At 44.4% G+C, this 26,667-nt stretch carries 27 protein-coding genes; 20 read left to right on the forward strand and 7 right to left on the reverse strand.

Annotation, left to right across the window (positions count from 1 at the left end):
• Positions 1 to 386 precede the first annotated feature (386 nt).
• Both ACFVRY_RS02035 and ACFVRY_RS02040 read left to right on the forward strand, forming a co-directional pair.
• Positions 387 to 764 carry a hypothetical protein gene (locus ACFVRY_RS02035; RefSeq protein WP_387496617.1) on the forward strand — a complete coding sequence of 126 codons (378 nt, stop codon included), beginning with the start codon at positions 387 to 389 and terminating at the stop codon, positions 762 to 764.
• 339 nt (positions 765 to 1,103) lie between these two features.
• Positions 1,104 to 1,586: a hypothetical protein gene (locus ACFVRY_RS02040; RefSeq protein WP_387496620.1), complete on the forward strand. Its 483-nt coding sequence runs from the start codon at positions 1,104 to 1,106 to the stop codon at positions 1,584 to 1,586.
• Positions 1,587 to 1,821: 235 nt separating this feature from the next.
• Here the strand turns inward: ACFVRY_RS02040 and ACFVRY_RS02045 are convergent, their stop codons facing one another.
• Positions 1,822 to 2,862, reverse strand: a complete 1,041-nt coding sequence (locus ACFVRY_RS02045) for an NAD(P)/FAD-dependent oxidoreductase (RefSeq protein ID WP_387496622.1) — start codon at positions 2,860 to 2,862, stop codon at positions 1,822 to 1,824.
• Between the two features lie 125 nt (positions 2,863 to 2,987).
• Between ACFVRY_RS02045 and ACFVRY_RS02050 the strand changes: the two genes are divergently transcribed.
• From ACFVRY_RS02050 to ACFVRY_RS02070, 5 genes are all read left to right on the forward strand, one after another.
• Positions 2,988 to 3,215, forward strand: coding sequence for a GNAT family N-acetyltransferase (locus tag ACFVRY_RS02050; protein ID WP_387497729.1), 228 nt, complete (start codon positions 2,988 to 2,990; stop codon positions 3,213 to 3,215).
• Positions 3,216 to 3,333: 118 nt separating this feature from the next.
• Positions 3,334 to 4,356: an ABC transporter ATP-binding protein gene (locus ACFVRY_RS02055; protein WP_387496625.1), complete on the forward strand. Its 1,023-nt coding sequence runs from the start codon at positions 3,334 to 3,336 to the stop codon at positions 4,354 to 4,356.
• Positions 4,353 to 5,162, forward strand: a complete 810-nt coding sequence (locus ACFVRY_RS02060) for an ABC transporter permease (protein WP_387496628.1) — start codon at positions 4,353 to 4,355, stop codon at positions 5,160 to 5,162. Before ACFVRY_RS02055 ends, ACFVRY_RS02060 begins: the two co-directional genes overlap by 4 nt.
• Position 5,163: 1 nt before the next feature.
• Positions 5,164 to 5,967 (forward strand): ABC transporter permease, encoded by an 804-nt coding sequence (locus ACFVRY_RS02065; protein WP_387496631.1) that lies wholly within the window; start codon positions 5,164 to 5,166, stop codon positions 5,965 to 5,967.
• A 154-nt stretch (positions 5,968 to 6,121) separates the two neighbouring features.
• Entirely contained in the window at positions 6,122 to 6,625 is a 504-nt protein-coding gene (locus ACFVRY_RS02070) for a C39 family peptidase (protein WP_387496634.1), read from the forward strand.
• 105 nt (positions 6,626 to 6,730) lie between these two features.
• Here the strand turns inward: ACFVRY_RS02070 and ACFVRY_RS02075 are convergent, their stop codons facing one another.
• On the reverse strand, positions 6,731 to 7,252 hold the full coding sequence (locus ACFVRY_RS02075) for a dihydrofolate reductase family protein (protein ID WP_387496637.1): 522 nt from the start codon (positions 7,250 to 7,252) through the stop codon (positions 6,731 to 6,733).
• A gap of 92 nt (positions 7,253 to 7,344) precedes the next feature.
• Positions 7,345 to 8,370 (reverse strand): LacI family DNA-binding transcriptional regulator, encoded by a 1,026-nt coding sequence (locus tag ACFVRY_RS02080; RefSeq protein WP_387496640.1) that lies wholly within the window; start codon positions 8,368 to 8,370, stop codon positions 7,345 to 7,347.
• A gap of 289 nt (positions 8,371 to 8,659) precedes the next feature.
• Between ACFVRY_RS02080 and ACFVRY_RS02085 the strand changes: the two genes are divergently transcribed.
• From ACFVRY_RS02085 to ACFVRY_RS02130, 10 genes are all read left to right on the forward strand, one after another.
• The gene (locus tag ACFVRY_RS02085; protein ID WP_387496643.1) at positions 8,660 to 9,712 is read left to right on the forward strand and encodes a 2,3-butanediol dehydrogenase; all 1,053 of its coding nucleotides are present in this window, start codon (positions 8,660 to 8,662) and stop codon (positions 9,710 to 9,712) included.
• Between the two features lie 297 nt (positions 9,713 to 10,009).
• The gene (locus ACFVRY_RS02090; protein WP_387496646.1) at positions 10,010 to 11,245 is read left to right on the forward strand and encodes an MFS transporter; all 1,236 of its coding nucleotides are present in this window, start codon (positions 10,010 to 10,012) and stop codon (positions 11,243 to 11,245) included.
• 210 nt (positions 11,246 to 11,455) lie between these two features.
• Complete coding sequence (locus ACFVRY_RS02095; RefSeq protein WP_387496648.1) at positions 11,456 to 11,989, forward strand: CueP family metal-binding protein; 534 nt, start codon at positions 11,456 to 11,458, stop codon at positions 11,987 to 11,989.
• 290 nt (positions 11,990 to 12,279) lie between these two features.
• Positions 12,280 to 14,505, forward strand: a complete 2,226-nt coding sequence (locus tag ACFVRY_RS02100; protein ID WP_387496651.1) for a methyl-accepting chemotaxis protein — start codon at positions 12,280 to 12,282, stop codon at positions 14,503 to 14,505.
• A gap of 77 nt (positions 14,506 to 14,582) precedes the next feature.
• Positions 14,583 to 15,257, forward strand: a complete 675-nt coding sequence (locus ACFVRY_RS02105; RefSeq protein WP_387496654.1) for a response regulator transcription factor — start codon at positions 14,583 to 14,585, stop codon at positions 15,255 to 15,257.
• The gene (locus ACFVRY_RS02110) at positions 15,254 to 16,621 is read left to right on the forward strand and encodes a sensor histidine kinase (RefSeq protein ID WP_387496657.1); all 1,368 of its coding nucleotides are present in this window, start codon (positions 15,254 to 15,256) and stop codon (positions 16,619 to 16,621) included. The genes ACFVRY_RS02105 and ACFVRY_RS02110 overlap by 4 nt, the downstream gene beginning before the upstream one ends.
• Before the next feature lie 228 nt (positions 16,622 to 16,849).
• Positions 16,850 to 17,410, forward strand: coding sequence for a hypothetical protein (locus tag ACFVRY_RS02115; protein ID WP_387496659.1), 561 nt, complete (start codon positions 16,850 to 16,852; stop codon positions 17,408 to 17,410).
• Positions 17,411 to 17,522: 112 nt separating this feature from the next.
• Complete coding sequence (locus ACFVRY_RS02120) at positions 17,523 to 18,503, forward strand: alpha/beta fold hydrolase (RefSeq protein WP_387496662.1); 981 nt, start codon at positions 17,523 to 17,525, stop codon at positions 18,501 to 18,503.
• 350 nt (positions 18,504 to 18,853) lie between these two features.
• On the forward strand, positions 18,854 to 19,261 hold the full coding sequence (locus ACFVRY_RS02125) for a phosphotransferase (protein WP_387496665.1): 408 nt from the start codon (positions 18,854 to 18,856) through the stop codon (positions 19,259 to 19,261).
• A complete protein-coding gene (locus ACFVRY_RS02130) occupies positions 19,240 to 19,707 on the forward strand; it encodes a GNAT family N-acetyltransferase (RefSeq protein ID WP_387496667.1) in 468 nt (155 codons plus the stop codon). The genes ACFVRY_RS02125 and ACFVRY_RS02130 overlap by 22 nt, the downstream gene beginning before the upstream one ends.
• A gap of 110 nt (positions 19,708 to 19,817) precedes the next feature.
• On the opposite strand, the gene ACFVRY_RS02135 is transcribed toward ACFVRY_RS02130, so the two are convergent.
• Together ACFVRY_RS02135 and ACFVRY_RS02140 are read right to left on the reverse strand one after the other, a co-directional pair.
• Positions 19,818 to 20,090, reverse strand: a complete 273-nt coding sequence (locus ACFVRY_RS02135; protein WP_387496670.1) for a barstar family protein — start codon at positions 20,088 to 20,090, stop codon at positions 19,818 to 19,820.
• Complete coding sequence (locus tag ACFVRY_RS02140; protein WP_387496673.1) at positions 20,087 to 20,653, reverse strand: ribonuclease domain-containing protein; 567 nt, start codon at positions 20,651 to 20,653, stop codon at positions 20,087 to 20,089. The genes ACFVRY_RS02135 and ACFVRY_RS02140 overlap by 4 nt, the downstream gene beginning before the upstream one ends.
• 190 nt (positions 20,654 to 20,843) lie before the next feature.
• Between ACFVRY_RS02140 and ACFVRY_RS02145 the strand changes: the two genes are divergently transcribed.
• From ACFVRY_RS02145 to ACFVRY_RS02155, 3 genes are all read left to right on the forward strand, one after another.
• Positions 20,844 to 21,440: a TetR/AcrR family transcriptional regulator gene (locus ACFVRY_RS02145; protein WP_387496676.1), complete on the forward strand. Its 597-nt coding sequence runs from the start codon at positions 20,844 to 20,846 to the stop codon at positions 21,438 to 21,440.
• Positions 21,441 to 21,761: 321 nt separating this feature from the next.
• Positions 21,762 to 22,583 (forward strand): SDR family oxidoreductase, encoded by an 822-nt coding sequence (locus tag ACFVRY_RS02150; protein ID WP_387496678.1) that lies wholly within the window; start codon positions 21,762 to 21,764, stop codon positions 22,581 to 22,583.
• Between the two features lie 176 nt (positions 22,584 to 22,759).
• Positions 22,760 to 23,434, forward strand: coding sequence for a class I SAM-dependent methyltransferase (locus tag ACFVRY_RS02155; RefSeq protein WP_387496681.1), 675 nt, complete (start codon positions 22,760 to 22,762; stop codon positions 23,432 to 23,434).
• 115 nt (positions 23,435 to 23,549) lie between these two features.
• Here the strand turns inward: ACFVRY_RS02155 and ACFVRY_RS02160 are convergent, their stop codons facing one another.
• Positions 23,550 to 24,980 carry a family 43 glycosylhydrolase gene (locus ACFVRY_RS02160; protein WP_387496683.1) on the reverse strand — a complete coding sequence of 477 codons (1,431 nt, stop codon included), beginning with the start codon at positions 24,978 to 24,980 and terminating at the stop codon, positions 23,550 to 23,552.
• Positions 24,981 to 25,638: 658 nt separating this feature from the next.
• Positions 25,639 to 26,625 (reverse strand): alpha/beta hydrolase, encoded by a 987-nt coding sequence (locus tag ACFVRY_RS02165; protein ID WP_387496686.1) that lies wholly within the window; start codon positions 26,623 to 26,625, stop codon positions 25,639 to 25,641.
• Positions 26,626 to 26,667 lie beyond the last annotated feature (42 nt).

The following is a 26,667-nucleotide window of genomic DNA, read 5'->3' on the forward strand; positions in this document are numbered from 1 at the left end:
CATCAAAAGCGCACCAAACGATTCCAGTCATTATCTAAGGATGATGAAATTATCGTTTATTGCGGGTCTCGGGTAACGGCAATGCCAAACTTTTTTGCACTGCAAGAAGCTGGAGCGATTACGGGATAACTTAAGGGAATAGGAGGAGGAATGGCCATCCTGTTCTTAGGATGGCCAAGATGAGAATATTAGTGACAGGGGGTAGTAATATTGAAACTACTGATGAGTACTACTTCTTATCGGTTGGAGCTAGGCTACGAATTAGGATTTGGACCAAGTGTTTATGATACTATGGCAGAATTATTCTTGCTTTTCGCGAGCCGAAACAAGATATTCTTTTCTTATATACGAACTGGAATAGAGATTTGGATCCGCACAGGGAGGGTATGATTCAATTTTGGGCGGGGAGTTTCCACGCGGATGTTGTCTACGACCCTGATCAAACAATTCACCAAAGAGTGAAGGATATTCTGCTGCAGCATTGTGCTCCTGAGCTCGATCCCAATGAAAATCAGACCTACATGGATGAACTTCTCTCTCAATTCAGAGGCGCTGCTTATGAAGAATTAAGTGAAGAACTGATATTGAAAGTTGGAACTGTCGTAAATGATATGAATTCAATTTTAACACTTGAAGATCGAAATGAGATGAATCAAGCTTTTGTGAATAGTCGACTGATGTATATCAACTCTACCTGGTTGTTCACATATGACCGCCCTTTGAATTTGAAAAACTTATTGTGGTATAAAGCCAACACGAAATAGGAAATTATACAGTCATTTGAACTTACTGACTGGTGGTTTAAATGCGTGATACTGAATTCAGATACTCCAGTCGAGGAATACAGCTTTTTTCTCAATTGTACCGAAGAGCACGGAGATGATCATGATGGAATGGTCCTCAACATATCCTTTAAATCGAATGATTTTTTTATAGAAAATGTACTTCCACGTTTGCAGAACCTATTAGGCAATAAGCTCGAAATCATTCGCTAAACTTGTCGTTACAGACAGCGCGGGGAACCGTACCACAAATAGTGGTAAAGCGGAGATTCGAATGGAGCTCTTAACTATTAGAATGTGGGGAAACCGATAGGAGAAAATATGAGGAAATTAGAGTGGATTAAAGTAATTTTAGTAGTATCACTAATGGGCAATGTGACTTTATTTATGAATCATCAACGTGACAGCAAAAGACAAGAATTAAAATATGAGTTATTAAATGCAAGCATTTACCGAGATCTAACCCAATTAGAAGCCACTATACAGCATCAAATAGATAATAATTGGGATACCGAACCTCTTGTAACTCAAAAATTAGATGATGCGATTGATTCAGTTATCTTACATATGGGAATGGAAAACGATGATGATAAGGAAGATATTCTTTGGAAGTTACATGATTACTTAAAAGAGTTCAAGGTTAGTGACGTAACCTTATCGGTAAGCTTAACCGATAAGCAACGAACCAAATACATTTATTTAGGGGAGAAGCTTCGTTCAAGCGGGTGGAACTATAATGTAGGATATGATACTAAATGGGATGTTTTTGAATCAAAAGTAAAGGAGCTCATAGCGGAATCATAAAACTCGAAAATTGAAAATATATGGATGAGTATTGATGAACCATATCCTAAGTTATATCTTTAGCAGAGCGGTTGGATTTTTTACAGTGAGAATACTATTGCGACTGGGGAAGAGTAGAAGGTTTAAGCAGATATACAGTATGTAATTTGGAGTACATCGCTCATGTGGCGATGTACTCTTTTGCGTTGTGCTCAGGAGTATCGAGGTCAACAGCGAGAACATCCCTTAAGTGGTGCTAAAATCGGGAGAGTCGACAAGGGTCTAATTCACTTCTTGATTCCCGATCGATGATCTCATTTGCAGCCAGATGTGCAATCAGCGGCGCCAGTGTAATCGCAGAATGCATCACCGCCAGATAAAGTCCTTTTATGTGATCTTGAAAGCCCACGATCGGGTAGCCGTCTTCAGGCATTGGTCTCATCCCGACCTTTATGCTCTCCAGCTCCAGTTGATTCCCGTCTTTCAGATTGCGACGCAACGTGTCGAACGCCCGCTTACCGACCGCCTCTGGTCCGTTTTCCTCTGACTCGTCAATATAATCTTCCGCCGCCAGTAGCGTATGATCCGTCAGTTGACGCGCTTCAAATTGCGCATTTGAGATTAATGTGCGTATCAGTTTATCTACAGTTTTCATCCGAATCAGAATGGAAGGCGACGACGTTACTGGTACGTAACAACCTAACGGGTTGCAAAGTTCGGGTATGCCTGTACCTGCGGCCAATACCACGACATCCGACTCTAGAAAACCCTTGGACGTATGGACACCGACCAGGCGGGAATTTTCTTGCTGCAGCTGTGTAACGTTGGTACCGAACTGAATCTTTGCTCCATACTCCTGCGCTTTGCTCAACAACAGCTCCGTAATCTCTATAGGGTCTATTGCACCTTCTTCACTGACAAACATCGCTTCATCCGGATATTCCTGCAGATTCGGTTCCAATGCCTCAAGCTGCTCCCGGTTTAATTTTTGAAAGTGGGGTTGCTCTCTTAGGGGCGGAGTGCCCCAAGTCAGTGCTCCATGCCAATGAATTTTCAGTTCGGGCAGCTCTTGCTGAAGCGCGTGATATTCTTCCAAAGCTGCATCGTACAAATGCCAGTATTCAGGAGCCACCTTATGAGTCGTATGTATCCAGGCAAAAGATTTTTCCGTGACTTCACGCGCTGCGGCGGGGTGCCGCTCAATAACGGTTACATCTTGATTTCGTTTGGCCAGATGATAGGCCATGGACGCCCCGACAATCCCTGCGCCAATAATCACGATTTTTTGTTTGTTCAATAATGACTCCTCCTTTGCACCCCATTGTAACATAGGCGTTTGAGGAGGGGAGTTAACCAAGACAGGATTCTTTAGCTTTAATTATTTTCTACGCATGGTGCGAAACCTGGTTATGTGGTCTGTATATAGATGTATTTTGGATTGCCGATGAATACAGAAGTAAAGGCTACGGAAAGATCATGATCACTGAAGCAGAGCGGCTAGGAAAAGAGTTGGGCTGTATTTTCGCTCATACCTGCACATTTACGTATCAAGCGCCGGAGTTCTATAAGCGCATGGGCTATGAGGTTTTCGCTGTGAATGATGAATACCCGGATGGAATAAAGCAATTTTTCTTAAAAAAGAAATTATAAACCTGCCTGTATCGAAAATAGTTCATTAATTCCACACTACAAAAGACAAGAATGCCATCTAACAGTTTGCTCCTTTCATCTTTTATACTGGGTAAATATTGCGTGAGGAGGGCGGGTCATGCCACTGATTCAAGTAGAACATCTGCGTAAAGAATTCAAACGGCAAAAGCGCAAGGACGGGTTCTGGCCACTGATGAAAAGCCTTGTATACCGGGAATACGAGCAGAAAGTTGCGGTCGAAGACATTTCTTTTACGATTGATCAGGGTGAGATTGTCGGTTACATCGGGCCTAATGGGGCTGGAAAATCGACAACGATCAAAATGATGGTAGGCATCCTCGTCCCGACCAGCGGTAACGTGCGTGTGAACGGACTCGTACCGTTCGAGAATCGCATTGAAAATGCGCGGAGAATCGGTGCTGTTTTTGGCCAGAAAAGCCAGCTATGGTGGGATACGCCAGTTATCGAATCACTTCGGCTCACGAAATATATGTATGACATCCCGGAGGATCGTTATTTGCAGAACATGGCGTTATTCAGCGATATCTTAGGGTTAGAAGAATTCAAAAATGTTGCTGTGCGTTCGCTAAGCCTTGGCCAACGGATGCGCGCAGATCTGTGTGCGGCGCTACTGCATGATCCGCAAATCGTCTATCTCGACGAACCCACGATTGGGCTAGATGTTGTGGTAAAGGAACGCATTCGCGAATTCATCCGCCAGATTAACCGAGAGAGAGGTACTACAGTCATCTTGACGACCCATGATATGGCCGACATCGAGAAGTTATGCAGCCGCGTGATGGTCGTTGATCACGGCAGGCTAATGTATGACGGCAACCTGCATACGCTCAAGAATGATTACGGCAACATGGAGAGCATGGAACTGGATACGGAAGAGGATTTTGTTATGGATGATGCCCTTTTGAGAATGGGGATTTCGTTCAACCGGACTGAAGAGGCCAGAACCCAGCTCCTCTATGATAAGAATAAAATTAATTCGTCTGCGGTGATCAAGTGGATTATGGATCGCTATTCCGTTCGTGATTTCAAAGTCAAGGAGACAGAGATCGAAGAGATCATTCGCAATCTGTATGCCGGCTTTAGTCAGGAAGAGCCCAAGCGACAGGAAGTGACCGTATGAGAATTGCACTTTATCGGGAAATGACGCTGAACGCCTTCCGGTCGTTACTTGCTTTTCGCGCTGAGGTATTGCTCTACCTGTTCGGGCAGCTATTCAAAGTCCTTGTGCAGATCTATATTTGGTACGCTTTATTTGGAGATAACAACCTTTTGAGCTCACAAGCGGGTACAGTTAGTCTACAGGAAATGATCACCTATGTTGTGGTCAGCTCAGTGATCTCTGTGTTTGCCACGAATGACGTGATTTTTAGTGTAAGTTCGAAAGTATCCACGGGCGAAATTGCAATGGATCTCATTAAACCGATGAGCTTTCGCTCCGTTATTTTCTGTCAAGCCTTAGGCACGAACATGTACCGTATCTTATTTGAATTAATCCCGTTAGTCATGATCAGCATGTCATTCTTCCACGTACAGCTTCCCTCGCTGGCTAACGGCCTCATCTTTCTAATTCTCGTCTTCAACGGCTTAATTCTTAATTTCCTGATTACGTATACAATCGGACTGATCGCCTTCTGGTATATTCTCGTTTGGCAGGTGAATACGGTGCTGGGTGGATTAATCCGGCTATTTTCAGGTGCGTTTATTCCAATCTGGTTTTTCTCGGATTCGCTTGTGCAGATTTCTTACGTCCTTCCGTTTCGTCTCATCTACTATGAACCAATCTCTGTATACTTGGGAAAAGTCACAGGCTGGTACGATCTGCTCGTCATCGTGCTCCAGCAATTAGCCTGGATGGCTGGTTTTTTGTTGTTGCAAAAATGGATGTGGTCGCGAGCTGTTCACAAACTTGTCGTCCAGGGAGGCTAAGATGAGATACCTGAAACTCTACGCGCGGTTTATCCCTATTTATTTCAAAAGCAAAACAGAGCACGGCTTCGGCTTTTACATGGATTTTATCGGATTTGCACTCACGCATGTGGTCAGCTATACCGTGATTTGGGCGTTAATGAGCCGGTTTCAGACCATAAACGGATGGAATATGTATGAGGTCATGCTGCTGTACACCCTTAATATGCTTACCTATGCGGTAGCGGCTGTCTTTTTCTTTTTTCAAATGAATGATGTTGAAGATGATGTGCATAAAGGCTCCTTCGACAGTCTGCTCGTCAAACCGATCAACCCATTCATCCATATGATCATTCGCAGCTTCGGTCATTTCTTTCTCGGCGACATTGCTATCGCGGTAATCATGCTGGGTGTCTGCTTCAGTCGCCTGGATATCCATCTTCATTGGAGTTCGTATCTTAGCTTTGCCGTAATGCTGCTGGGAGCGGTACTCGTTCAAGCTTCTTTTATTATCATTACTGGTTCGATGTGCTTCTGGATTGTTCGCGCAAGGTCGGTTAAGAATATTGTGATCTTCGGGATTCGCGGCTTTGTCGACTATCCTATTTCGATCTATAGCAAAGTTCTACGGATCATTTTGACATTCATCATTCCTTACGGCTTCGTCAATTTCTATCCATCCCATCTAATCCTGAATAAGGAGGGAGGCTCGCTGTTCGCATCATGGCTTCCGTATACCACTCCGATCATCGGTCTTCTTCTGTTCTTCATCGCTTATCGGGTCTGGAATGCGGGACTGAATCAATATCAGGGCACAGGTAGCTAAGAGAGGAGAATGAATCATGTGGGCGGCATTAGACGAGTGATTATGGATGAATGGGATCATCATATTGACGAATGAGCCTTATCTTGGTATCTTGATTTTGTCATTTATATGCATTTATGCATAAAATATTTCCAACTTGAGAGGGGCTTATTTATTGCGCATTAATGAGCAAAATGAGATATTTAAAGTTTCGTATCCTATTCCATTTTACACGCAGCTAGTTGATTTTAATGATGTTAATCTACAAGGATTCAATAGTAAACAGGATGCTGAACACTGGCAAGTACGTGGTTGCGGGATTGCATCTATCAAAATGATCATCGATGGATTTCAGATCTATCGAGGCAATAAACTAAGTGAGACCTATGGGGAATTCGTATATAAGGGAGTAGAAATCGGAGCGCATTGTGATCGAGGATGGATACATAAAGGGTTAGTTGAGCTTGCAAAAGAATATAAAGTATCAGGTCAGACATTTAGACAAAGCAATGTTAATGATGTGCTTTCTGAGATAGAAAAGGATAGACCTTGTATTACATCCGTAACTGCCGGTTTTCATGGCGGAAAAATGGATAGTAACGGCGAGATCATCAAAGCGGGCGGTCATTTGATAGTTGTTGTCGGAGCTGAATTGGGAAAATCATTTTATACCCATTGATGATTTTAAAAGATCATTTTCTGGTGCCTTTATGTCCTTTTGGATGAATGAATAATACACAAGAACCGCCCAACCCGAAAGGGGAGAGGCGGTTTTTCGCATCCGCTATTTTACAACATAATGAAGCTCAACGAATTGCCCTAGTGATTTCGACCCTTTAAGCGTGAGTTTCTGTTCCGGGTTATCACCTTTGAAGAGTGGAATGCCATTGCCAAGTACAATGGGAGTGATGGTGACTATGAATTCATCCACAAGCTTTTCTTTCATAAGCACATCGAGTACTTCAGCTCCGCCAACGATCCAAATCTTGCCACCGTCCTGTTCTTTTAGCTTGTGCACGAAGCCGGCCATATCTTCATGAATGAAGGTAACATACGGGCTAGGCGGCTGCTCGGAACGGGAGAATACGTAACACTGTTTATCAGCATAGGGGAATTCATCTGTTAACTCAAAGGTTTGATCATAGGTTTTCTTGCCAATCAGGACCGTATCAATGGTGTTATAAAAATCGCTATATCCATTGTCGCCTTCCCCCTCGACATCATTGAGCCAATCCACTCCGCCATCTCCTCTAGCAATGTAACCGTCGAGTGAGGCTGCGATGTATAGTACAACTGGTCGTTTCATAAATTTCATTTCTCCCCTCAGACATTAGATTCAACTTCATCATAGCAGTGATATACGTCATCCTCTGTCATATTAAAAAGAGTGAAAGGAGATTAATTTGAAGTATAGTAATTCGCTGTTACGCTGGACTCCCTGACGATAATGCGTGGTTCAAATTCGATCCGCTCATATTCTGTCACGCTTGCAGATTGAATTCGCTTCAGCAGTAGTTCCGCCGCCAGCCGACCTACTTCACTTCCCATAATGGAAACCGAGGTGATTTGCGGTGTGGTCACTGTGGCCCACAGGTTATTGTCGATTCCGGCAATGGCCACATCCTCAGGTACACGAACACCCAGCTCTTTGAACCGATTCACAATTCCGATGGCAATCATATCATTGACAGCATAAATCGCATCCGGCATGTGCTTGAGGCTGTAAAAGTAATTCGCCGCCATTCTACCTGTCTCAAATGAAAAATCCTCGCCAAAATAGACAAGAGAAGCATCCAACTGCGATAAAGATTGTTCATAAGCAAAATAACGTTCTTCGATTTTGTCCTTCGGAGCGCCAGCATAGGCGATCCTTGTTCTCCCGATCCCCTTCAAATGCTCCATAACCAGGCGACCTTCCTGACGAGATAAACCGACCACATCAGCCTTCAAGTCTGAACTGAGTTTTTTACTATAATTGATCACAGATATCGGCAGATTAGCATGGTTAATTAGGCTTTCCAGCTGTTTAGGATAGGCTAGGGGCATAATGACTAATCCATCTACGTGAAGTTTCTTAATCTCGCGCAGCGTCTCTAGCTCCAGTCTTGCATTACCAAGCGTATTAATCTGCACCACCCGGTAGCCGTGCTGCTTGGCAGCTTGTTCTACGGCCCACGCTATATCCGGGATGATTGCGTTGCGGATATCTGGAACAGCCAGTGCAATCTGAGAGGTCTGACGGATTTTGAGGCTTTGGGCGGAGGTATTCGGACTAAAACCCATCTCTTTAATGATCTCAAGGATCCGCTCCTTCGTCGCTGCGCTGATTCCTTCCTGATTGTTAAGTGCGCGGGAGACGGTGGCGATGCCTACGCCTGCTTTCTTCGCGACGTCCGCGATCGTCACTTTTTTTGAATCGGTCATATCTATTCCTTCCAATTCGGAATCGTTTCCGAATCTATGTTGTTTTTTTCAGTTCTTATTTTTATTATAGCATAGCCGGCATTGCTGGGGATTATGAGTTGTATGCAGCAATATTTATTTGTTTTACAATGAAGAAATATAGATTTCACACTTTTATTATGCTTGTAATGGTAATTCATATTTGACACTTTGTATAATTTGTGACATGATATTTATCGGAAACGTTTCCGATTTTGTTAGGGATTTTACTTAACTCATTCATTAAACAAGTGTATAGGAGATGACTCGCATGCAAGCGCTCAGATGGCATGGTGTGAAGGACTTACGCGTAGAAACGATTCGTGAGCCCGAGGTTCAGAAAGGTCAAGTTAAAATCAAAGTGGAAGCCTGCGGAATATGCGGCAGTGATTTGCATGAATATGCGGCAGGTCCGATCTTCATCCCGGAAGGAGCACCTCATCCGTTAACGAATGAACAAGCTCCAATCGTCATGGGACATGAGTTTTCCGGCCAGATTGTCGAAGTTGGAGAAGGGGTATCATCCTTACAGATCGGTGATCGGGTAGTAGTTGAGCCCATCTTTGCATGCGGCAAATGCGCTGCTTGCAAAAAGGGTAAATACAATCTGTGCGATAAAATGGGATTCCTCGGTCTGGCCGGTGGCGGTGGCGGTTTCTCTGAGTACGTGGCTGTTGATGTAAATATGGTACACAAGATTCCGAGTAGCTTATCCTATGAACAGGGCGCGCTAGTCGAACCTTCTGCTGTTGCGCTGTATGCGGTTCGTTCCAGTCAATTCAAAGTCGGAGATCGTGCAGCCGTATTCGGTACAGGACCCATCGGGCTGCTTGTTATAGAGGCACTTAAAGCATCTGGCGCTTCCGAAATTTATGCCGTTGAGCTGTCTGAAGAACGCCGGAACAAGGCGGAGGAGCTTGGTGCCATAGGCATTAACCCTGCTGAGAAGGATGCTGTACAGGAAATTATCAAGCGGACTAACGGTGGAGTAGACGTGGCTTATGAGGTTACAGGGGTTCCTGTCGTACTGACACAAGCGATTCAATCTACCGGTATCGGTGGACAAATTATGATTGTCAGTATCTTTGAACGGGAAGCATCCATTCATCCGAATCAGATTGTCATGCAGGAGAGAAACATAGCGGGCATTATCGGATACCGGGATGTATTCCCGGCGGTGATTAGCTTGATGGGGCAAGGCTATTTCCCAGCGGAAAAGCTGATTACCAAACGTATTGCGCTGGGTGATATTGTGGAGGAAGGCTTTGAGACCTTATTAAAAGAGAAGAACCAGGTTAAAATCATGGTTTCTCCGAGACCTTAACGGAAAGTTATCCTATAACAAAACGCCGCCTTAGTGAGACTAAAGGCGGCGTTTTTGCGCGGACAGCTCGTGCTTTGAGAAAGGTTGACCCGAAGTGGATAATCCGGGCCACCAATAATTTAAAGGATAAAATCTAAATGGATTTTAAATAATGAATACGAAACCACAGGCAGCCAGGCTCTCGTAGGAGTGGGCTGCCTTTGTATTACTGTTAATATGTTGACAAGGAAACAAAAATTAAATAAGATATAAATGTTTCCTGGGAATCAAAATGACAACTCTTGAGGGGAGAATTACATGTTCAAATCTAGATCACACAATGAGAAGAATGCAGAACCAACCGTTGATAAGCACGCTTTAATATTCGGTCTTATCTCTGTATTTCTGTGCGGGGTAGGCTTCAGTATCATAGCGCCTGTCGTTCCGTTCTTAGTGCAGCCTTATATTATTAATCCGGGTCAACAAGCTATAGCTGTTACGCTACTGACCTCTGCTTACGCATTTTGCGTGTTTTTTGCGGCCCCCGTACTTGGAGCTTTAAGCGACAGATATGGCCGCCGTCCATTGTTGTTGCTATGTCTTTTGGGTTCCGCAATCGGATATATTGTTTTTGGTATCGGAGGGGCTCTATGGGTGTTGTTTGTGGGGCGCATAATAGAGGGGATAACAGGCGGGAGCATAAGCACGATCTTCGCCTATTTTGCAGATATCATTCCTCCGCAGCAGAGAACCAAATACTTTGGATGGGTGAGTGCGGTAGTAGGTGTAGGTACCGTCATTGGCCCAACGCTAGGCGGCTTTCTGGCCAAGTTTGGTTATTCTGTACCCATGTATTTTGGGGCAGTCATAACTTTATTGAATGTTGCTTATGGATTCTTTTTTATGCCTGAGAGCCTTGATAAGCGTAATAGACTGAAAAAGATAACCTTTGTAAGAATGAATCCATTTGCACAGCTTGCAAACCTGCTTTCCATGAAAAACTTAAACAGACTCCTTATCTCAGCGTTCTTGCTTTGGATACCTAACGGGTCTTTGCAGGCAGTTTTTTCACAATTTACATTGGATACATTCAGTTGGAAGCCTGCAATAATCGGACTTATGTTCTCAATTATGGGCGTTCAGGATATCGTTTCACAAGGCCTAGTGATGCCACAACTTTTGAAGAAATTTAATGATAAACAGATAGCCATTCTTGGAATGGTTTCGGAGATTATAGGCTACTGTCTAATTGCAGCATCTGCCCTGTCCTCATTCTATCCTCTCTTTATCGTTGGAATGTTTGTATTCGGTTTTGGTGATTCGATCTTTGGGCCGTCATTCAATGGGATGCTCTCCAAGTCTGTCGATTCTAGTGAACAAGGAAGGGTTCAAGGGGGGAGCCAATCTATTCAGGCCTTAGCAAGAATGATTGGGCCGATCATTGGAGGTCAGATCTATGTATTACTTGGTCATGCTGCCCCCGCTTTTATGGGGGTGATCCTCATAGGAGCGGCGATACCAGTTTTGTATAAGAGAGCGCATGTAAGTGTGTAAACTAGTTATTGTAATTGTTGTACATGTCAAGAGTTCGCGTCTTTAGATGCGGGCTTTTTTTTGTGCATCGCTCTTGAAGATAGTGTTTCTACCCAATGCTGCTTATTGCTAAGACAAATATGATAATACGGTGTCTAAAAGACATCCTCCTGTCCATGATCGCAGAATCTCGATTATAATGGTAAAAACAGACAAGGGGATGAATTCAAAATGAGATGGAAGACCTTGGCAGTTGCTGGTGTGGTTGTTGTCGCATTGGGGACTTACCTATTTGCAAGCAATGCTGGGAACAAAAGTAATGATGAGACAGTAGATATTAAGCAATTGGTGCAGGACTTTAGTACGCGTAAAGCAACGGCGACATCGGCTTCAATCACTTCCAAGCAACTGGTCGTAACGAGCGAAGGCGCTAAGGAAGTGGCCTACGATCTGCCGGACAACGAATTCTTTCTGTCGATAGCTCCCTATATCGAACAAACGCATCCTTGTGCGATCCATAGCTTGACCGGCTGCCAAGGCGAGTTGACGGATCAAGAGTTCAATGTGACTATCAACGATGCAGAGGGGAATTCAGTGATTGAGCAGACTGCGATGAAATCCCAGTCTAACGGATTTATTGATCTGTGGCTGCCGCGTGATAAATCATACCATATCATCGTGGAGCGTGAGGGGAAGACTGCAGAGTCGGTAATTTCCACCTTTGAGAACGATAATACTTGTGTTACAACGCTGCAATTAAGTTAAAGGCGATCATTTTAAAAGCGACATGAACTTTGCTTCATCAAGATAAGTTAATATATTGCTCAGGACACATTGCGAATACTGCAGTGTGTCTCTTTTTTATTCATATAGTTAAAAATATACAAAATTCACGTATGAATTATTACGTCATTATGTTACTATTGACTACACAAACGCATTAATTCATTAAAGTGGGGAATTTAAGCTTCCTTATTCTTTGTTTTACAAAAAAATAAAGAGTCAAAGTGATGAAAGCTCACATTGGAAGCGGTGATTTAAGAGGAGGGGATGTCATGTTTAGTTGGCTGGGATGGAAAACAGGTTTACCGCTATGGTGGTCAAATCGGCTGAACCGGAACTTGGAGTCTGATATTGCCGATATCTTTGAAGGAATTGCAGAAACAAGGAAAGAGATATTACATAATTGGGCTGAGTTGTATTGGGGTTACTTAAGCCGGTTGCATGAGCAATTAAGGATGCTTCAAGGAGAGTCCCGTTTTCCTGAGGGGCATGACTATTCGACATGGGAATCCTTATTCGTTGCTACACGTGGCAGAGCGGCAGACTTTTCGGAGATTTTTGTACTGAGCAAAGAGGGTGCGGTAATCTCGTCCACCTTTCCGTCACATCGCGGAATGCAGTATGGAGAAGAGAGTGTAATTCGTAAGGGATTGCAATATGCCTCCGAGGGTGCGGAGGGACAGAAATGCTTATTCGGGCCGTACGCTGATCCAGTTACCCTGCAAGCGGGACCAAGCACTTCATCCTTTTTTGATGAGATGACCTTATTATTTATTTTACCAATCGAAAGACAGGGGCAAATCGAGGGTTTCTTGTGTGGACGTGTTCCTAATGATGTGATTGGAGATTTGATTCAGCGGGAGTCGGGGCATATCTATCCTGATTCAGGCGACCATTATCTTTTTATGGCCGGGCCACGCCTGCAAACTGAGATTAAACCTGGTACTGCGTTATCCCGCAGCCGATTTGAGGACCGCACCTTCACACATGGCGATAATCTGAAGGATGGCGTAACGACTCGCTGGGGTACGGTCAAGGTGGACAAGCATACAGAATTGGAGCTGGTGTTCACCGATCCCGCTTCAGGTGAGCTTCATCCCGGCGTGGCGAATACGATTGACAGCGGCAGCAATTTATTTGTTTCTTTTCCTGGATATTCGGATTACCGGCACATTCCTGTCATTGGCAAAGGGGTGACACTCCAGCTTCCCCATTGCCCCGATATATGGGGGATGATGTGCGAGGCTGACTTTGAGGAGGTCTATCGTACCCGCAGTCTTGGCTGGAATGTCACCAAAACGATGCTGCCACTATTGCTCGGTATGACTGTTCTGGTTGCAGTGATTGCTGGATTTTTGACAGGGAGTACAGAAGTTGGCGCGCTGGGTAGTGCTTTAATAATTGGTGCAGCAGTGCTGGTATATGGGCTGATTGGCTGGCAGATCATCCTCCGGACAAGCCTTCTTCCGGAAACGGGGCGCATACGACAGCTTAATCGCTTCATACGGCGTAACACTGAAGGCAGCAGTGATCTGACGCAAAGAATCCCGCTTCAAGACTTCGGGAGAGACGAGCTGTTGGATACAGCCAAATGGATTAACAGTATGATTGACTCGCAGGAAGGAATTCTGGTGAAGGTCAAGCATGCGGCGGATGATGTGATGGTGAGCCAGCGGCAGCTGAGCACTTCAACTTCGGAGACAGAACAATCAACTGAACGAGTGAATGAACGGATTGAAATCATGGTGGAAAGCATCCTTCGTCAACTGCAGGATCTTGATGCTGTAGGCGATGCCGTTGGAGACATGCGCGTAACCCTGCAGGAGCTTGAACAACAGGCTGCGGATCAGATCCGAGTTGCCTGCCAAGAGGTGGAGAACATTGGAGATAAGATGGCTAACATCACTCAGCAGGTATCGGCGACGCATGAGACCATGGACTCTTTCGTAGGCACAACGCGCAGTATTGAGGATGTTCTGCAGATTATTGAGAGAATATCTTCACAGACGAATCTGCTTGCCTTGAATGCTTCGATAGAAGCGGCAAGAGTAGGGGAGCATGGAAGAGGATTTGCAGTTGTGGCTTCCGAAATCCGTAAACTGGCGGAGACAACAGGTCAATCTGTAGCGGAGATCCAGGGGACCATCGGTCAAATCTATGCTGGTTCTGAGCGTGCACAGCAATCCATGGCAGAGGTTACACAGGTCGTGGAGGAGGGCAGTGTCAGGGTTGCAGCAGCAACCGAACTGCTGATTCAGGCTAATGACCGGGAGGCTACCAAATCCGAGGTCGTTGAACGGGTAGTGCGTTTGATGGAGGAGATCACGGCCGTCAGCATGGATAACCGGAATATTTCCGCTGAGGTCGAACAGAAGCTGGCAGCCCTAAGGAACGATTATGTACATGTACAGCAAAGCGCTCAATATGTAGAGGTCATCGGTGAATTTTTGCAACAACTCATTGGGCAGTTCAGGTTAAAGGAAATCAGGAGAAATTAGATGATGCAGGGATTTAGGCAATGGTAACTGATTTATAGTATAGTGGATAGGATGGACAACAAGAAAAGAGGGAACGAATGCCTACTATACTGGTTGCTGACGATGATGCGAACATTCGCGAACTTGTCTGTTTATTTCTTCGTAATGACGGATTTGAAACAGCCGAAGCGGCGGACGGGAAGGAAGCACTGAGTGTTTACGCCTCAACGTCTATCGATCTTGTCGTGCTTGATATTATGATGCCGATTATGGATGGTTGGGCGTTATGCAAGGAGCTTCGTAGAGCCAATCCTGACCTTCCGTTACTTATGCTAACTGCGCGAGGCGAAACATGGGAGAAGGTGAAAGGGTTCGAGCTTGGGACGGATGATTATTTGACAAAACCCTTCGATCCGCTAGAACTCACGGTTCGCGTCAGGTCATTGCTGAAACGATACCGGATTGGTTCCACACAGACGATCCAGCTCGGCGATGTCATCCTTGACCGGCAGACTTATAAGGTGATGAGAGGCACGGAAACGCTTATATTGCCGCTCAAGGAGTTTGAATTGCTGTATAAGCTGGCTGGAACACCCGGACAAGTCTATACCCGTGAGCAGTTGATCGATCAAATCTGGGGTCTTGATTACACTGGCGATGATCGAACGATAGATGTACATATCAAACGCCTGCGTGAACGGTTTGCGACTACGCATGAGTTTCGGATCGAGACGGTACGTGGTCTTGGCTACCGGCTTGAGGTGTATGAATGATCAGATCCATCTATACACGCGTTGTCCTGACATTTCTAGTCTCTGTGGTCGGAGGCTCACTCATTGCTTTGTTGGTGGCAACCTGGGTATTTAAAGGTGAAGTGAACGAAAACGCGCAGATTCCCTTGCGTAACTTTGCGCAAGATATCGTTCGGCTCTACAATACAATTCCGTTACATGAAGCCGACCTTTTTGTAAGTGGAATGAAGCAACTCAATTCCTATCATATTCGAATTTACGATGACACAGGTCAGTTCAGGTCTTACGGAGCGCGAGAAGGACACAATCCTGTCCATGTGACAAGGGAACAAGTGAAAAAAGTGTTTAATGGAGAAGTGGTTCAACTAAGTTTTTTTGGTGCTACTACTAATCTATTAGGAATGCCATTGCAAACAGAAATAGGAACGAAAGCGATGTTTGTGGAGATGCTCACTCCTCCATCTATTTCTTTTAACAGAAAGCTGATATTGAATTTGTTGACCTATGCTTTGATCGCAGGTAGCCTACTGATTCTGGCTGCTGCCATGTTCCTGGTCAGACCGATCAAGAAGCTGACAAAGGCGACCAGGCGTGTAGCAACCGGAGATTTCAACGTGAAGCTGAAAATTAAGCAGACAGATGAGTTGGGTACCTTGGCTCGCAGCTTTGAAGATATGATGCATGATCTACAGCAGCTTGAGCAAATGCGCAGGGAGTTCGTAACGAACGTCTCGCACGAGGTACAATCGCCGCTCACCTCGATATCTGGTTATGCTATTGCACTCAAGCAAGTAGACGTCCCAGAACATGAGCGACGCCGGTACCTCGATATTATCATCGCTGAGGCCGCACGAATGTCTAAAATGAGCGATAGTCTGCTAAAGCTGAGTGTGCTTGAATCACAGTCACAGGAACTGCGGTTGTCCACGTTTAGCCTCGACGAACAGATCAGACGGGTCATTGTGGCGATCCAGCCTCAGTGGTCGGCACGTAACATTACTTTCGATCTTCACTTGAAGGTAGTGAACCTGTCGGCGGACTATGACCTGTTAAATCAGGTATGGACGAACATACTCGGTAATGGCATCAAATTCTCCGAGGATAACGGTGTTATTCATGTCAGCATTCAAACAGATAGTCATAATGTAATCGTCCGGATATCAGACCATGGTATTGGAATTCCACTGGAGGATCAGCAGCGTATATTCGAACGGTTTTTCAAGGCCGATCGTTCGCACAGCCGTAAATATGACGGTAGCGGCATGGGACTTGCAATCGTTAAACAGATCGTAACCCTTCATCAAGGCGACATCCGGGTGGAAAGCGAACCTGGCCAAGGAACGACCTTCATTGTTACTTTGCCAATCACAACTCCACAAGATTAGTCAGATTTATAGGGTATCCCACGCATAATCTAAATACGGGTCACTATCTCCCTAAATGCTACGGCATTATGTGCAAGCTTGCTTGCAGATGACGCTGTAGCATTTTTTTTGTTTATTCATGCTCCATTCACAATGTCTTCATGGAGGGTACATTTTCCAAGTCTAAAATCTCCTAAGCGGCAGCTTATGACCATGCGGTAAAAACATAATGAGAAGGAGATTATGCAAATGGAAAATCTAGAGGGGATACACCCGAAGAAGAGGACGAGAACAAGTAAAGTACTGGTCCTTCTACTTAAAATAATAGGAGCAGTAATTATAGCAATTGGCCTTTTTCTTGCTATTGTTTTTACAGTTAATATTATTAGCAACAAATCGGAGCAAGGGAAGATAGTGTCCTATGGTCAGTTAGTGCCTGTAGATGGCAAACATATGAATGCTCTGATTCAAGGGGAAGGTGAAGAAACCGTCGTGCTGCTACCCGGATTTGGGACAGCATCACCAGTTCTGGACTTTAAATCGCTACTCAAAAAATCAGGTGTGGTCAGATTGTATAGCAAGCTAGGTGATGACCCTACCGCTGAACTGCCATTTGATACTGCTACCATAGAACAAATAAAATTGTACCATCATCCGGCAACTGACAGATGGCTCCTAGAGCATGAAAAGCAAATCAAAGATTCTGTACATGGAAAAGTGATGATATTTGATGGAGGACATTATTTACATCGTATTCATGCTAAAGACATCGTAGAAAACGTAAATGAATTTATGAAAGAAATAAAATAGGAGTTCATACTCCGTTCATATTGTCGTCACGGGGAGTACATTTTCGTCATATAAGCTGTTCTTAAGGGGTGGACGAGCACCCCATACACAGAGTAGGGCAGGAGAAAATAGAGTGAAACAAGGGGAGATAATGAAAATGAAGATGGGCCCAAAAATGAAAAAAGCGCTTAATATTTTTCTTAAAACAGTAGGTGTTATTGTGATAGCGATTGTGCTATTTCTAGTTGTTACATCTACAGTTAACGTTATTAGTACAAAGTCGGAGGCCGCAAAAATACAATCCTATGGACAGTTAGTACCTGTAGACGGGAAAAAGATGAATGTAATGATTCAAGGAGATGGCGAGGAAACGGTTGTACTGCTACCAGGTTATGGAACAGCATCACCGGCGCTTGATTTCAAGCTGCTGATTGATCAGCTATCCCCATATTACAGAGTTGTCGCAATTGAGCCTTTCGGTTATGGATTAAGTGATGGAACTAAAAAAGAGCGGACTACCGAGAATATTATTAGCGAAGTTCATGAAGCCTTGCAGCAGCTTAATATTGATCACTATGTACTAGGAGGCCATTCTATTGCAGGCATTTACGGGATCGCTTATGTGAACAAATATCCAAACGAAGTAACAGGATTTGTCGGGGTCGATACCAGTGTTCCAACACAAGCTGGGATGGATGCTAAATTGCCAATTAAAGGGTTCGCATTTCTTGAAAAAGCAGGTCTGGTAAGATTGATCAAGAAAGTAAGCGGTGATCCATATGCTGGCTTAGCATTTGATGAGCAGACCAAAGAACAAATGAGATTGATTTCCAACAAAAACTCGAATAATTCCACTAACTTAAACGAAATGCAGCATATTGCTTCTAACTTTGAAGGAGCTAGGGGTTTAACATTCCCTAAAGAGCTGCCCCTAATCTTCTTTATCGATGCGAATAATACGGCTAACCAAGGCTGGCAACAGCTGCATGAAGAGCAAATCAAAGACTCTGTACATGGAAAAGTAGTAGCGTTGCCTGGCAGTCATTACTTGCACCATACGAAATATAAGGAAATCGCCGAAGGCTTTAAGGAATTCATGGAACAAGCGAAATAAGCGGAATGTATAGAATAATAGTCAAAAGGGTTCGTGTCCGCACGAATCCTTTTTTTGCATAGAATAAATGTAGTTATACTATACCTTGATAACAGATGGGGAATATTCCACAATATTACATGGGGGAAGTAATACATATGTTTTTCATGAATCCCTACTAGAACTTGAAGGAGTGATGGTGTTTTGAAAACAATGAATCCAACAAAAGAGCCTGTGAGAGGTTATTATTGGTAAAATAAGAACCTCTCGTTAGGTTACGGGAGGCAGATATAATATGATGTTGCTAAAAAATATGGTCCGGGGAACAGCAGATGATTCCGTGGAAAAACAATTGCTTCAGTGCTGGGAACATGATGAGGGTAGATACTTCGGCGTTGTGTTCGAACAAGCTCAAGAAATTCATCTCCCGCTCTAAAGGGGTATCCCGGCAAGAGCTTGAATATTTGCGTCGCCACCTCTCGAAGCTTCCGACCGATGGAGAACATATCGGATTAATCCATTATGACTTTGAGACGGATACTATCTTCTACGAGGCAGAGAAATCACGGTACTGTGTCAACGACTTTGATGATGCAATGGTGCATTGGTACGCAATGGATACTGCATCGGCCATTTCAGATCTGCTGGATGAAGAAGAAGATGACAGTCAGCGGAAAATAGAGCATTTTCTAATCGGATATCCATTCCTCACCGGAATGGGCTGTAAGTCTCAAAGAGAAATTGGTGGGGGTATGCCATGGGATGCGCGAACGTTTTAGTCAACGGTGAGGTGCAACTCTGTCCGATCGATCATAGTAATTGGTTTGCCTGCACTCAGCTTGAGGTAACAGCAGAACAGAAGGAAGTATTTCCAGTACCGGCGGTCTATTGGCTCGCAGAATCAGCTTATTGTGGATTTACACCGCTGGCTATTTACTCTGGCGCACATTTAGTGGGCTTGACAGTCTATGCTGTTGATCCCGAGGATGGAGCTTATTGGATTATGGCTTATATGATCGATCATAAGTTTCAACACCGGGGATTGGGAACAGCAGGTATGAGAGCACTTCTACGAACGATCCAAGAAGAGCACGCTTGCGACAAAATAATTCTGGGTCATCGAGCTGAGAATGAAGTAGCCTCAAGAATGTATGTTTCACTGGGCTTTGCAGAAATAAGCCGTAACGAAGATGAGATTATACTTGAAATGCCATTTATAAGCTAACAGTCCATAGACTGTTGATAGGCTTAAGGGTACTGTATATAAAAGAATCCACCGTCAAATGAGTAATCTCATTAAGCGGTGGATTGTTTGTTTTTTGCATAGAATTGTTCTTACTGTTCAGTCACAAAGTCGAAGCTTATCTCATCATATTGGTCGGCAGCATCCTGAAAAACCTCAATTACTCCGGGGTAACGTTCACCGTACTCTGAATCTGCAATCCATATGATCTTCAGGGGGAAGGGTAGATGTCCGGTTACACAATCCCACAACGCATCCAAATTGCGGCCGTACCACTCGGGCAGATCAAGACTTTGCTGTAGCCATTCATGTATGTTCTCGTAACGATCTCCCTCAGACTGTCGTAGTTCCACAACGTTACTCATTCGGGGACACTACCTTCCTTGGTAATATCCGTAAACGACTTATAATGATCGGAAGTCATGTATATTAATCCGTCATTGGAGAAGAGGATACGGTCTGCCCCGCGCGAACCCTTCTTATAGTTAATATCCGCTTCGTACCAAATCCGGTTCTTTGCCTTGGGCAAGAGTCCTTCCCGGTTGCCAAAACGGTCCCCGCCGATGCTTTTACCAGGTGCTATTTGATTCAGATTCCCCTTGGCAGCTACCCAGCCTAGCCCTTCAGCTTCCTTCTTCGTAATGAAATTATCCGGAAGAGCGTGATGCTGCCGAATATAATTCGATACTTCCTTGAAGCTGGTAAGCGGAGCCTGGGACTTGTCCTGTGTCTTTGAGGCTTTTGGGGATAGGGTGGATTTCGGTTGTGCCGTTTGGCTGGATGACGTTGGACTTGGCTCATGATTTGCAGATGAGTTGTTGTTGCTGATCTCTCCGCAGCCGGTTAGTGCGATGACCAGAATAACCGCCATCGCGGCGAGCCAGGAACGCGACCAGCGGCTCAGTTGTTGCATCAGTACTTCAAACATGATGTTACCCCACTTCTATTCATCTTTTTGTCCAAGTGTACCAAATTCATGGGAAATAAAAAAGTGCAGCTACGCTGTTGATCCGGCCCCAGCAGAACTCCGTTGACATCCTGAGATTGAAAAGTTAAAATTAGAATGATCATTCTGATCAAGGTGATGACTGTTCAATTTCAATGGGGGATATTGCGGTATGTTTGAAAAATATAAGAAATCTAAAAAAGCTGTACTGGAAACAACACTCAGACTTCTCAGCCAGCATGATCTTCAGGCGACTTCCATGTCTTTGATCTCTAGTGAATCTGGAGTTTCGATGGGTAGTATTTACAACAGCTTTTCGGGAAAAGAAGAGATTATCAACGAGCTGTACACCAGCATCGTGGAGTATCAGACGGAATATGTGCTTCAAGGCTTCAATGACAGCGCGGATCTTTTCGAGCGATTCCAAAGAACCTGGCAGCGGGTCGTGCAGTCTAGTGTAGACAATCCCGAGGCGTTTCAGTTCATGGAGCAGTATTCGCTGTCGTCGTACATTTATGATGATTCTAAGAAGTTTGCTTATGAGAAGAACTGGTGCGGTCCACTGGCTGTGATGTATGCCGATGCTATGGAGCAACAAATCTTCAAGCAGAGCGATGCCCGATTGATGGTTCAGATGCACTGGGGGACGTTTGTATTTCTGGTAAAAGGACATTTGCAAGGCAACCTAAAGCTTACGTCTGAAGTGTTGGATATGGCGGTTTCTTCGAGCTGGAATTCTGTAAGTACAGTGAAGGCTTTCTTGCCGTAGATTACGGCAATTTTTAGAGTGAATAGAATGAACATTCACTACAAGAATGAGATCTTTACATGACACTCAGCAAAACAGTAATTATTACCGGCGGCAATGCCGGACTAGGTTACGCTTGTGCCAAGCACATTGCGCAATGAAGATGCTGTGGCCGATCCTGCGATTGGCACCGGGGTATTCAACTTGCACTACAGTCGTCGTCTAAACCGATAGCATAAGATACAGGAAACAGTGACTTGACAAAAGACGACTAAGCACATAGTATCTAGAGTGAACGTTCATTCTAATTTTAAATATCAAACCATCAAGGGAGAGATTCAGATGTCAAAGACAATTTTTATAACCGGAACAAGCAGTGGTTTGGGAAAATTAACGGCGATCCATTTTGCGAAACTCGGCTGGAATGTGGCAGCAACAATGCGTTCTCCGGAGAAAGAGACTGATCTGAGGGCATATAGCAACATTAAAATATTCAAGCTGGATGTAACAGATGTGGAGCAAGTGCGTAAGGCGGTTCAAGAAGCAACCGAAGCTTTTGGCAAAATCGATGTCGTTGTTAATAACGCGGGAATGGGCGCTTACGGCGCACTGGAACTTGCAGATGAAGAGACAATCGACTGGCAATTCGCCGTGAATGTGCGGGGGCCGATCAATGTCATTCGCGGATTTCTTCCGCATTTTCGAGGGAATGAGGGCGGCAAGTTCATTAACATCAGTTCGTTGATGGGCGTGACCACGGCTGTGCCGATCGGATCGCTGTACAACATGTCTAAATTCGCTCTGGAAGGACTGACTGAAGGACTGTACTATGAATTGAAGCCGCTCAACATTGGTCTGCATTTGATCGAACAAGGTGGTTCGGCAGGTAACAATTTCTTGAACAACATCGTTTGGAGCAAAAGTGAAGACATTCGAGCTTATGATGACATTATCGCTAAAGTAAAACAAGGCTTTGAGCGTTCAGCCGAGAGTCCACCCGATGACCCACAAGAAATCGTAAATGCCATTGCCAAACTGGCAACAGGCGAAAGCAACCAGTTCCGCACACTTGTTGGTAAATCCACCGAAGAGCTGGTAGCCTTCAGAAAGTCCGTTCCGATCGAGCAGTTCTTGGAGACAGTGGCTGCGGGCTATAACTTGTAATCCATTGAAAGAACAATACACCGTCATTTAGCCGAGAGGCTGTGGCGGTGTATTTTGTGCGATTAGTCCTATATAGAATTCCTATTAAGGATATAGCGCTTATATATTTCCATTATTAACCTTGAGTATTTAGAATAAAATTAACATCATCCCTTAAGGAAGAAGGCGGAGATTATATGAACGATTTACTTAAATCACAATTCGATGCGGTAGCTCAAAGTTATGATCTGCAGCGGCGTCAACTGATTCCCTGCTTTGATGATTTCTATGGTGCAGCAGTTTCTTGGATGAACACGGAGATAGGCACGCCACGTATACTGGATCTGGGGGCAGGAACGGGACTTTTCTCTTCATTTGCGAAACAGCGCTATCCGAACGCTAAGTTTACCTTGGTGGATATAAGCGAGAAGATGCTTAAGATGGCTCGTCAAAGATTCGGAAATGATCCGAATGTTCAGTACATAGCAGCCGATTACTGTAATTATCCCTTCACGGAGCAATATGATATTATCCTCTCTTCCTTATCCATTCACCATTTAACACACCCTGACAAAAGCACTCTTTTTCAAAAGATATTCAATCTCCTCCCTCAAGGCGGTATCTTCATCAATGCAGACCAGGCAGCTGGTTTATCCTCTTACTTCGATAATCGGTATAAAGAACATTGGGAAGAGGACGTGCGTAAGTCGGGATTAGCAGAACAAGCTATTGAAGCTTCCATCTTACGCAGAAAGCAAGATATCAACGCTACCGTAGAAGATCAACTTAAATGGCTGCGTGCTGCCGGATTTACAGAAGTGAATGTTGTGTTTAGCTATAACGAGTTTACGGTGTTTTTCGCCTTGAAGTAGTAAGTATTTAACTGGAGAAAAGCCCAAAGGGACTACAAAAAGCTCTCAATCAGCAGCCTGTTGCAGTCCCCGAAACAATGTCCGATGTGGTTTCTTTAGCTCTAACTTAAGGAATTTAAGGAATCCGCGATACGATCACACGAGAGATGTTGGCGCCGCCCATCCCACCGCTCAGCTTAATCACGTTGTTCGTACCTGGCTGCAGATCAATCAGCCGATTAGTCCGGCCGGTGTAATTGCCCCAGTCTCCCGTGCCAGGGAGGGAGAGGAAGTAACCATCTCCAGCGGTGTCACCGCTGCTGTCTACCTTAAAGGCAGCACCACTATCGCCGGAAGCATAAAGAACGGTAAGCAATGCCTTGCCGCCGCTTGTCCCCCCATTGATGCCGGACAACTGGATATAGGAGCCTCCGATATGCATATTTTCAACATTGTTACCGGATAGAACAGCCCCGCCTCCGACGGATACGTTGCTGCTGGTTACCGGGTATTCTGTCTTCTGGGTGTATTGATCAAAATTTTCGTTAATTAAGTCATAATACTTTATCTCCGTAGCATGGGAACGAGGGCCGACGGCGGAGACTCCATCGGTCGTCTGTACAACCTTTTGGATGGTTCCATCTGGGTTGAAGAATAACTGATCTACAGAGACAGAACGGAGCGTGCCGTTTGAGGAGATTTTGGAGTTATGGTAGAACAGATACCAATTCCCTTTATACTCCACGATAGAACCATGCGTTGTTTCACTGCTGGTAACCGGGTCAAGCATCACGCCGCGATTGACCCATGGTCCAAGCGGACTGCTACTGGTAGCATACCGCATTTTGTTGGCACCGGGATTGTTGTCGGAGTACATCAAGTAATAGATACCGTTCCGTTTGAAGACCCATGAAGCCTCATGGAAATCTTGTAGCTCGGTGAATTGCTTAACCGGGCCGTCGATCGACACCATATCGGTTCCCAGCTTGACGCCATAGCTAGTCCCACCGCCTCCGGCATAAAGATAGTAGCTGCCATCGTCATCACGGAACACCGCAGGATCGATAAGGTTGCTGCCGGGAAGTCCCTGAATATAGCCCTGGACGGTAAAATCTGCGGCTGGCTTGTCGCTGGTTGCTACACCGATTTTCCAGGAATTGTTCCAATTCGTATCACTAGGGTGAGGGAAGTAGAAATAATAGGTGCCGTCTTTGTAAGCCGCATCAGGCGCCCACATAAAACCGCCCTCCGGACGGCCCCATGGCACATCATCAGAACGCAAAATCTCTCCTTCATCCACCCAATCCACCATGTTGTCTGATGAGAAGACGTGATATTTATCCATGAAGTCGCTGCCCCTGGAAGGGAAGATATCGTGTGACGCATACACATAAATACGTCCGTCAGCCCAGACATGTGCAGAGGGGTCAGCGGTAAAAATACTAGTGAAAATAGGATTCCCAGATTTGATGTCGGCAGCCGTTGCGGAGGAAGAGGAGCTGAACGCAGGCAAAACGGACAACAGCATGGTTCCTGTCAAAATCAGACGCAATAGTTTTTTTCTCATAAATGTTACCTCCTCGTTACATGTATTGGTAATACATTCCCGATATGCAGATTCAAATTCGTACCCTAAGCCTGCTTGGTAACCGACCCTAAAGCGATAATCTTCTAAAGTTCACCTCCTTGATTTTTTTACATGGGAAAAACTGTAAACTATGATTCAACATCAGTGTACAGCATATGTAAGCGCTTTTATAATGAGATAATCTTAAACTAATGATGTCATTCTTAGCTTGATGGAAGATTATTGAATCTGAATATTAATTTATCTCCATCCCAAGTACTCCCATGCTTTTTCACATAATTACCTTGTGTATAATTCGAGACTGTTTTTCTCCAAAACATATGGCCAATAAGTCGTATAAGTAGAGAGGGTATAAATTTTTAATAATGTACGCTTCGTCTTGACCACTCAGAGTAACTTCTATTTTCATTACAAGCCCTCCTTTATTTAGGTGTGCGAGCAAATCGCTATGTGCTCACCTCATTTTAAATTAGTAATATAGATTAGTATGGGTACATTTTCAATAGAGTTAATCTTTATACTCGAAACTGTATAGAGCTCATTTTGGGAAGGGAATCTGACGAATAACAAAACAACGAGCCCTAGATGGATTCTAGTGGCCCGTTGTTAAAGATCTTTTAAAGAGGATAAACGCCCCTTATTTTACTTCATCCATGAACTTTCTGAAATCTTCAGCAATCACTTTGGACTGGGTGTGATGCAGATAATGATCCCCATCAAGTTTGATCAACTTACCGTGTACTGAATCTTTAATTTGCTCTTCGTGCAGAGCCGTCCAGTCTTTCACACCTGTATTATTAGATTGGATAAAGAAGATCAGAGGCAAATCTGGTGGGAAGCTTAACTTGCGGGCATCCACGAAATTCTTATAAAGATTCTTCAATTCATTCAAGGTCGTGTCTTCGTTGCTGTTCCGGTTCGAAAGCAGTTTTAATTGTTCTCTAGTATGTTCATCATAGCCTAAAGAGGCATAAGGATCGCTGCCCACCTTCAATATTAATCTGAGCAGACCAGACTTATTAAGAAGTCTAAATTCTTGGATTGGTAATTTAGCGTCCATTCCGCCTTGTGTAGGTACACTGGTATCAATTCCGGCGAAGGCAGTGACCTCGCCAGGATATTTGTTCACATAGTCCAATCCGTAAATGCCTGTGATAGAGTGCCCCATGAGAATGAAGCGATCAATGCCGAGCTGCTGCAAGGCTTCATGAATTTCACTCACAATATTATCTGTAGTGCGTTCCTTATCCGTCTGGTCACTCAATCCATAACCGAAAGGCTCTACGGCGACTACTTTATAGTATGGGGAGAGTTCAGCAATCAGCGGCTTGAAATCAAGAGCTGGTCCTGCAGTTCCATAGCCGGGAAGGAGCACAATGGTTTCTTTGCCTGTTCCCTCAATGTATACACTCATTTTTTTACCGTCTACAGGTACTAGCTGGCCATAAGCTTCTATCTTCTTTTCATCTGTTTTACTGCCGATTTTATCTGCAATAAAAGTAATTGCTAGAAAAAGTATGACGGCAGCAACAATCCCGCCTATTACTATAAGGGCGATTCTTCCTATTTTTTTTGCTCTAGATCTATTCTTCGTTTTCACTACCTCTGTCTGTGTCACGGTCATCTTCTCCTGTCCTGATCTGTATATTCAGCTGCTTGTATAGAG

This window comes from Paenibacillus sp. NPDC057934, from assembly GCF_042887565.1.
Classification (GTDB): domain Bacteria; phylum Bacillota; class Bacilli; order Paenibacillales; family Paenibacillaceae; genus Paenibacillus_AQ.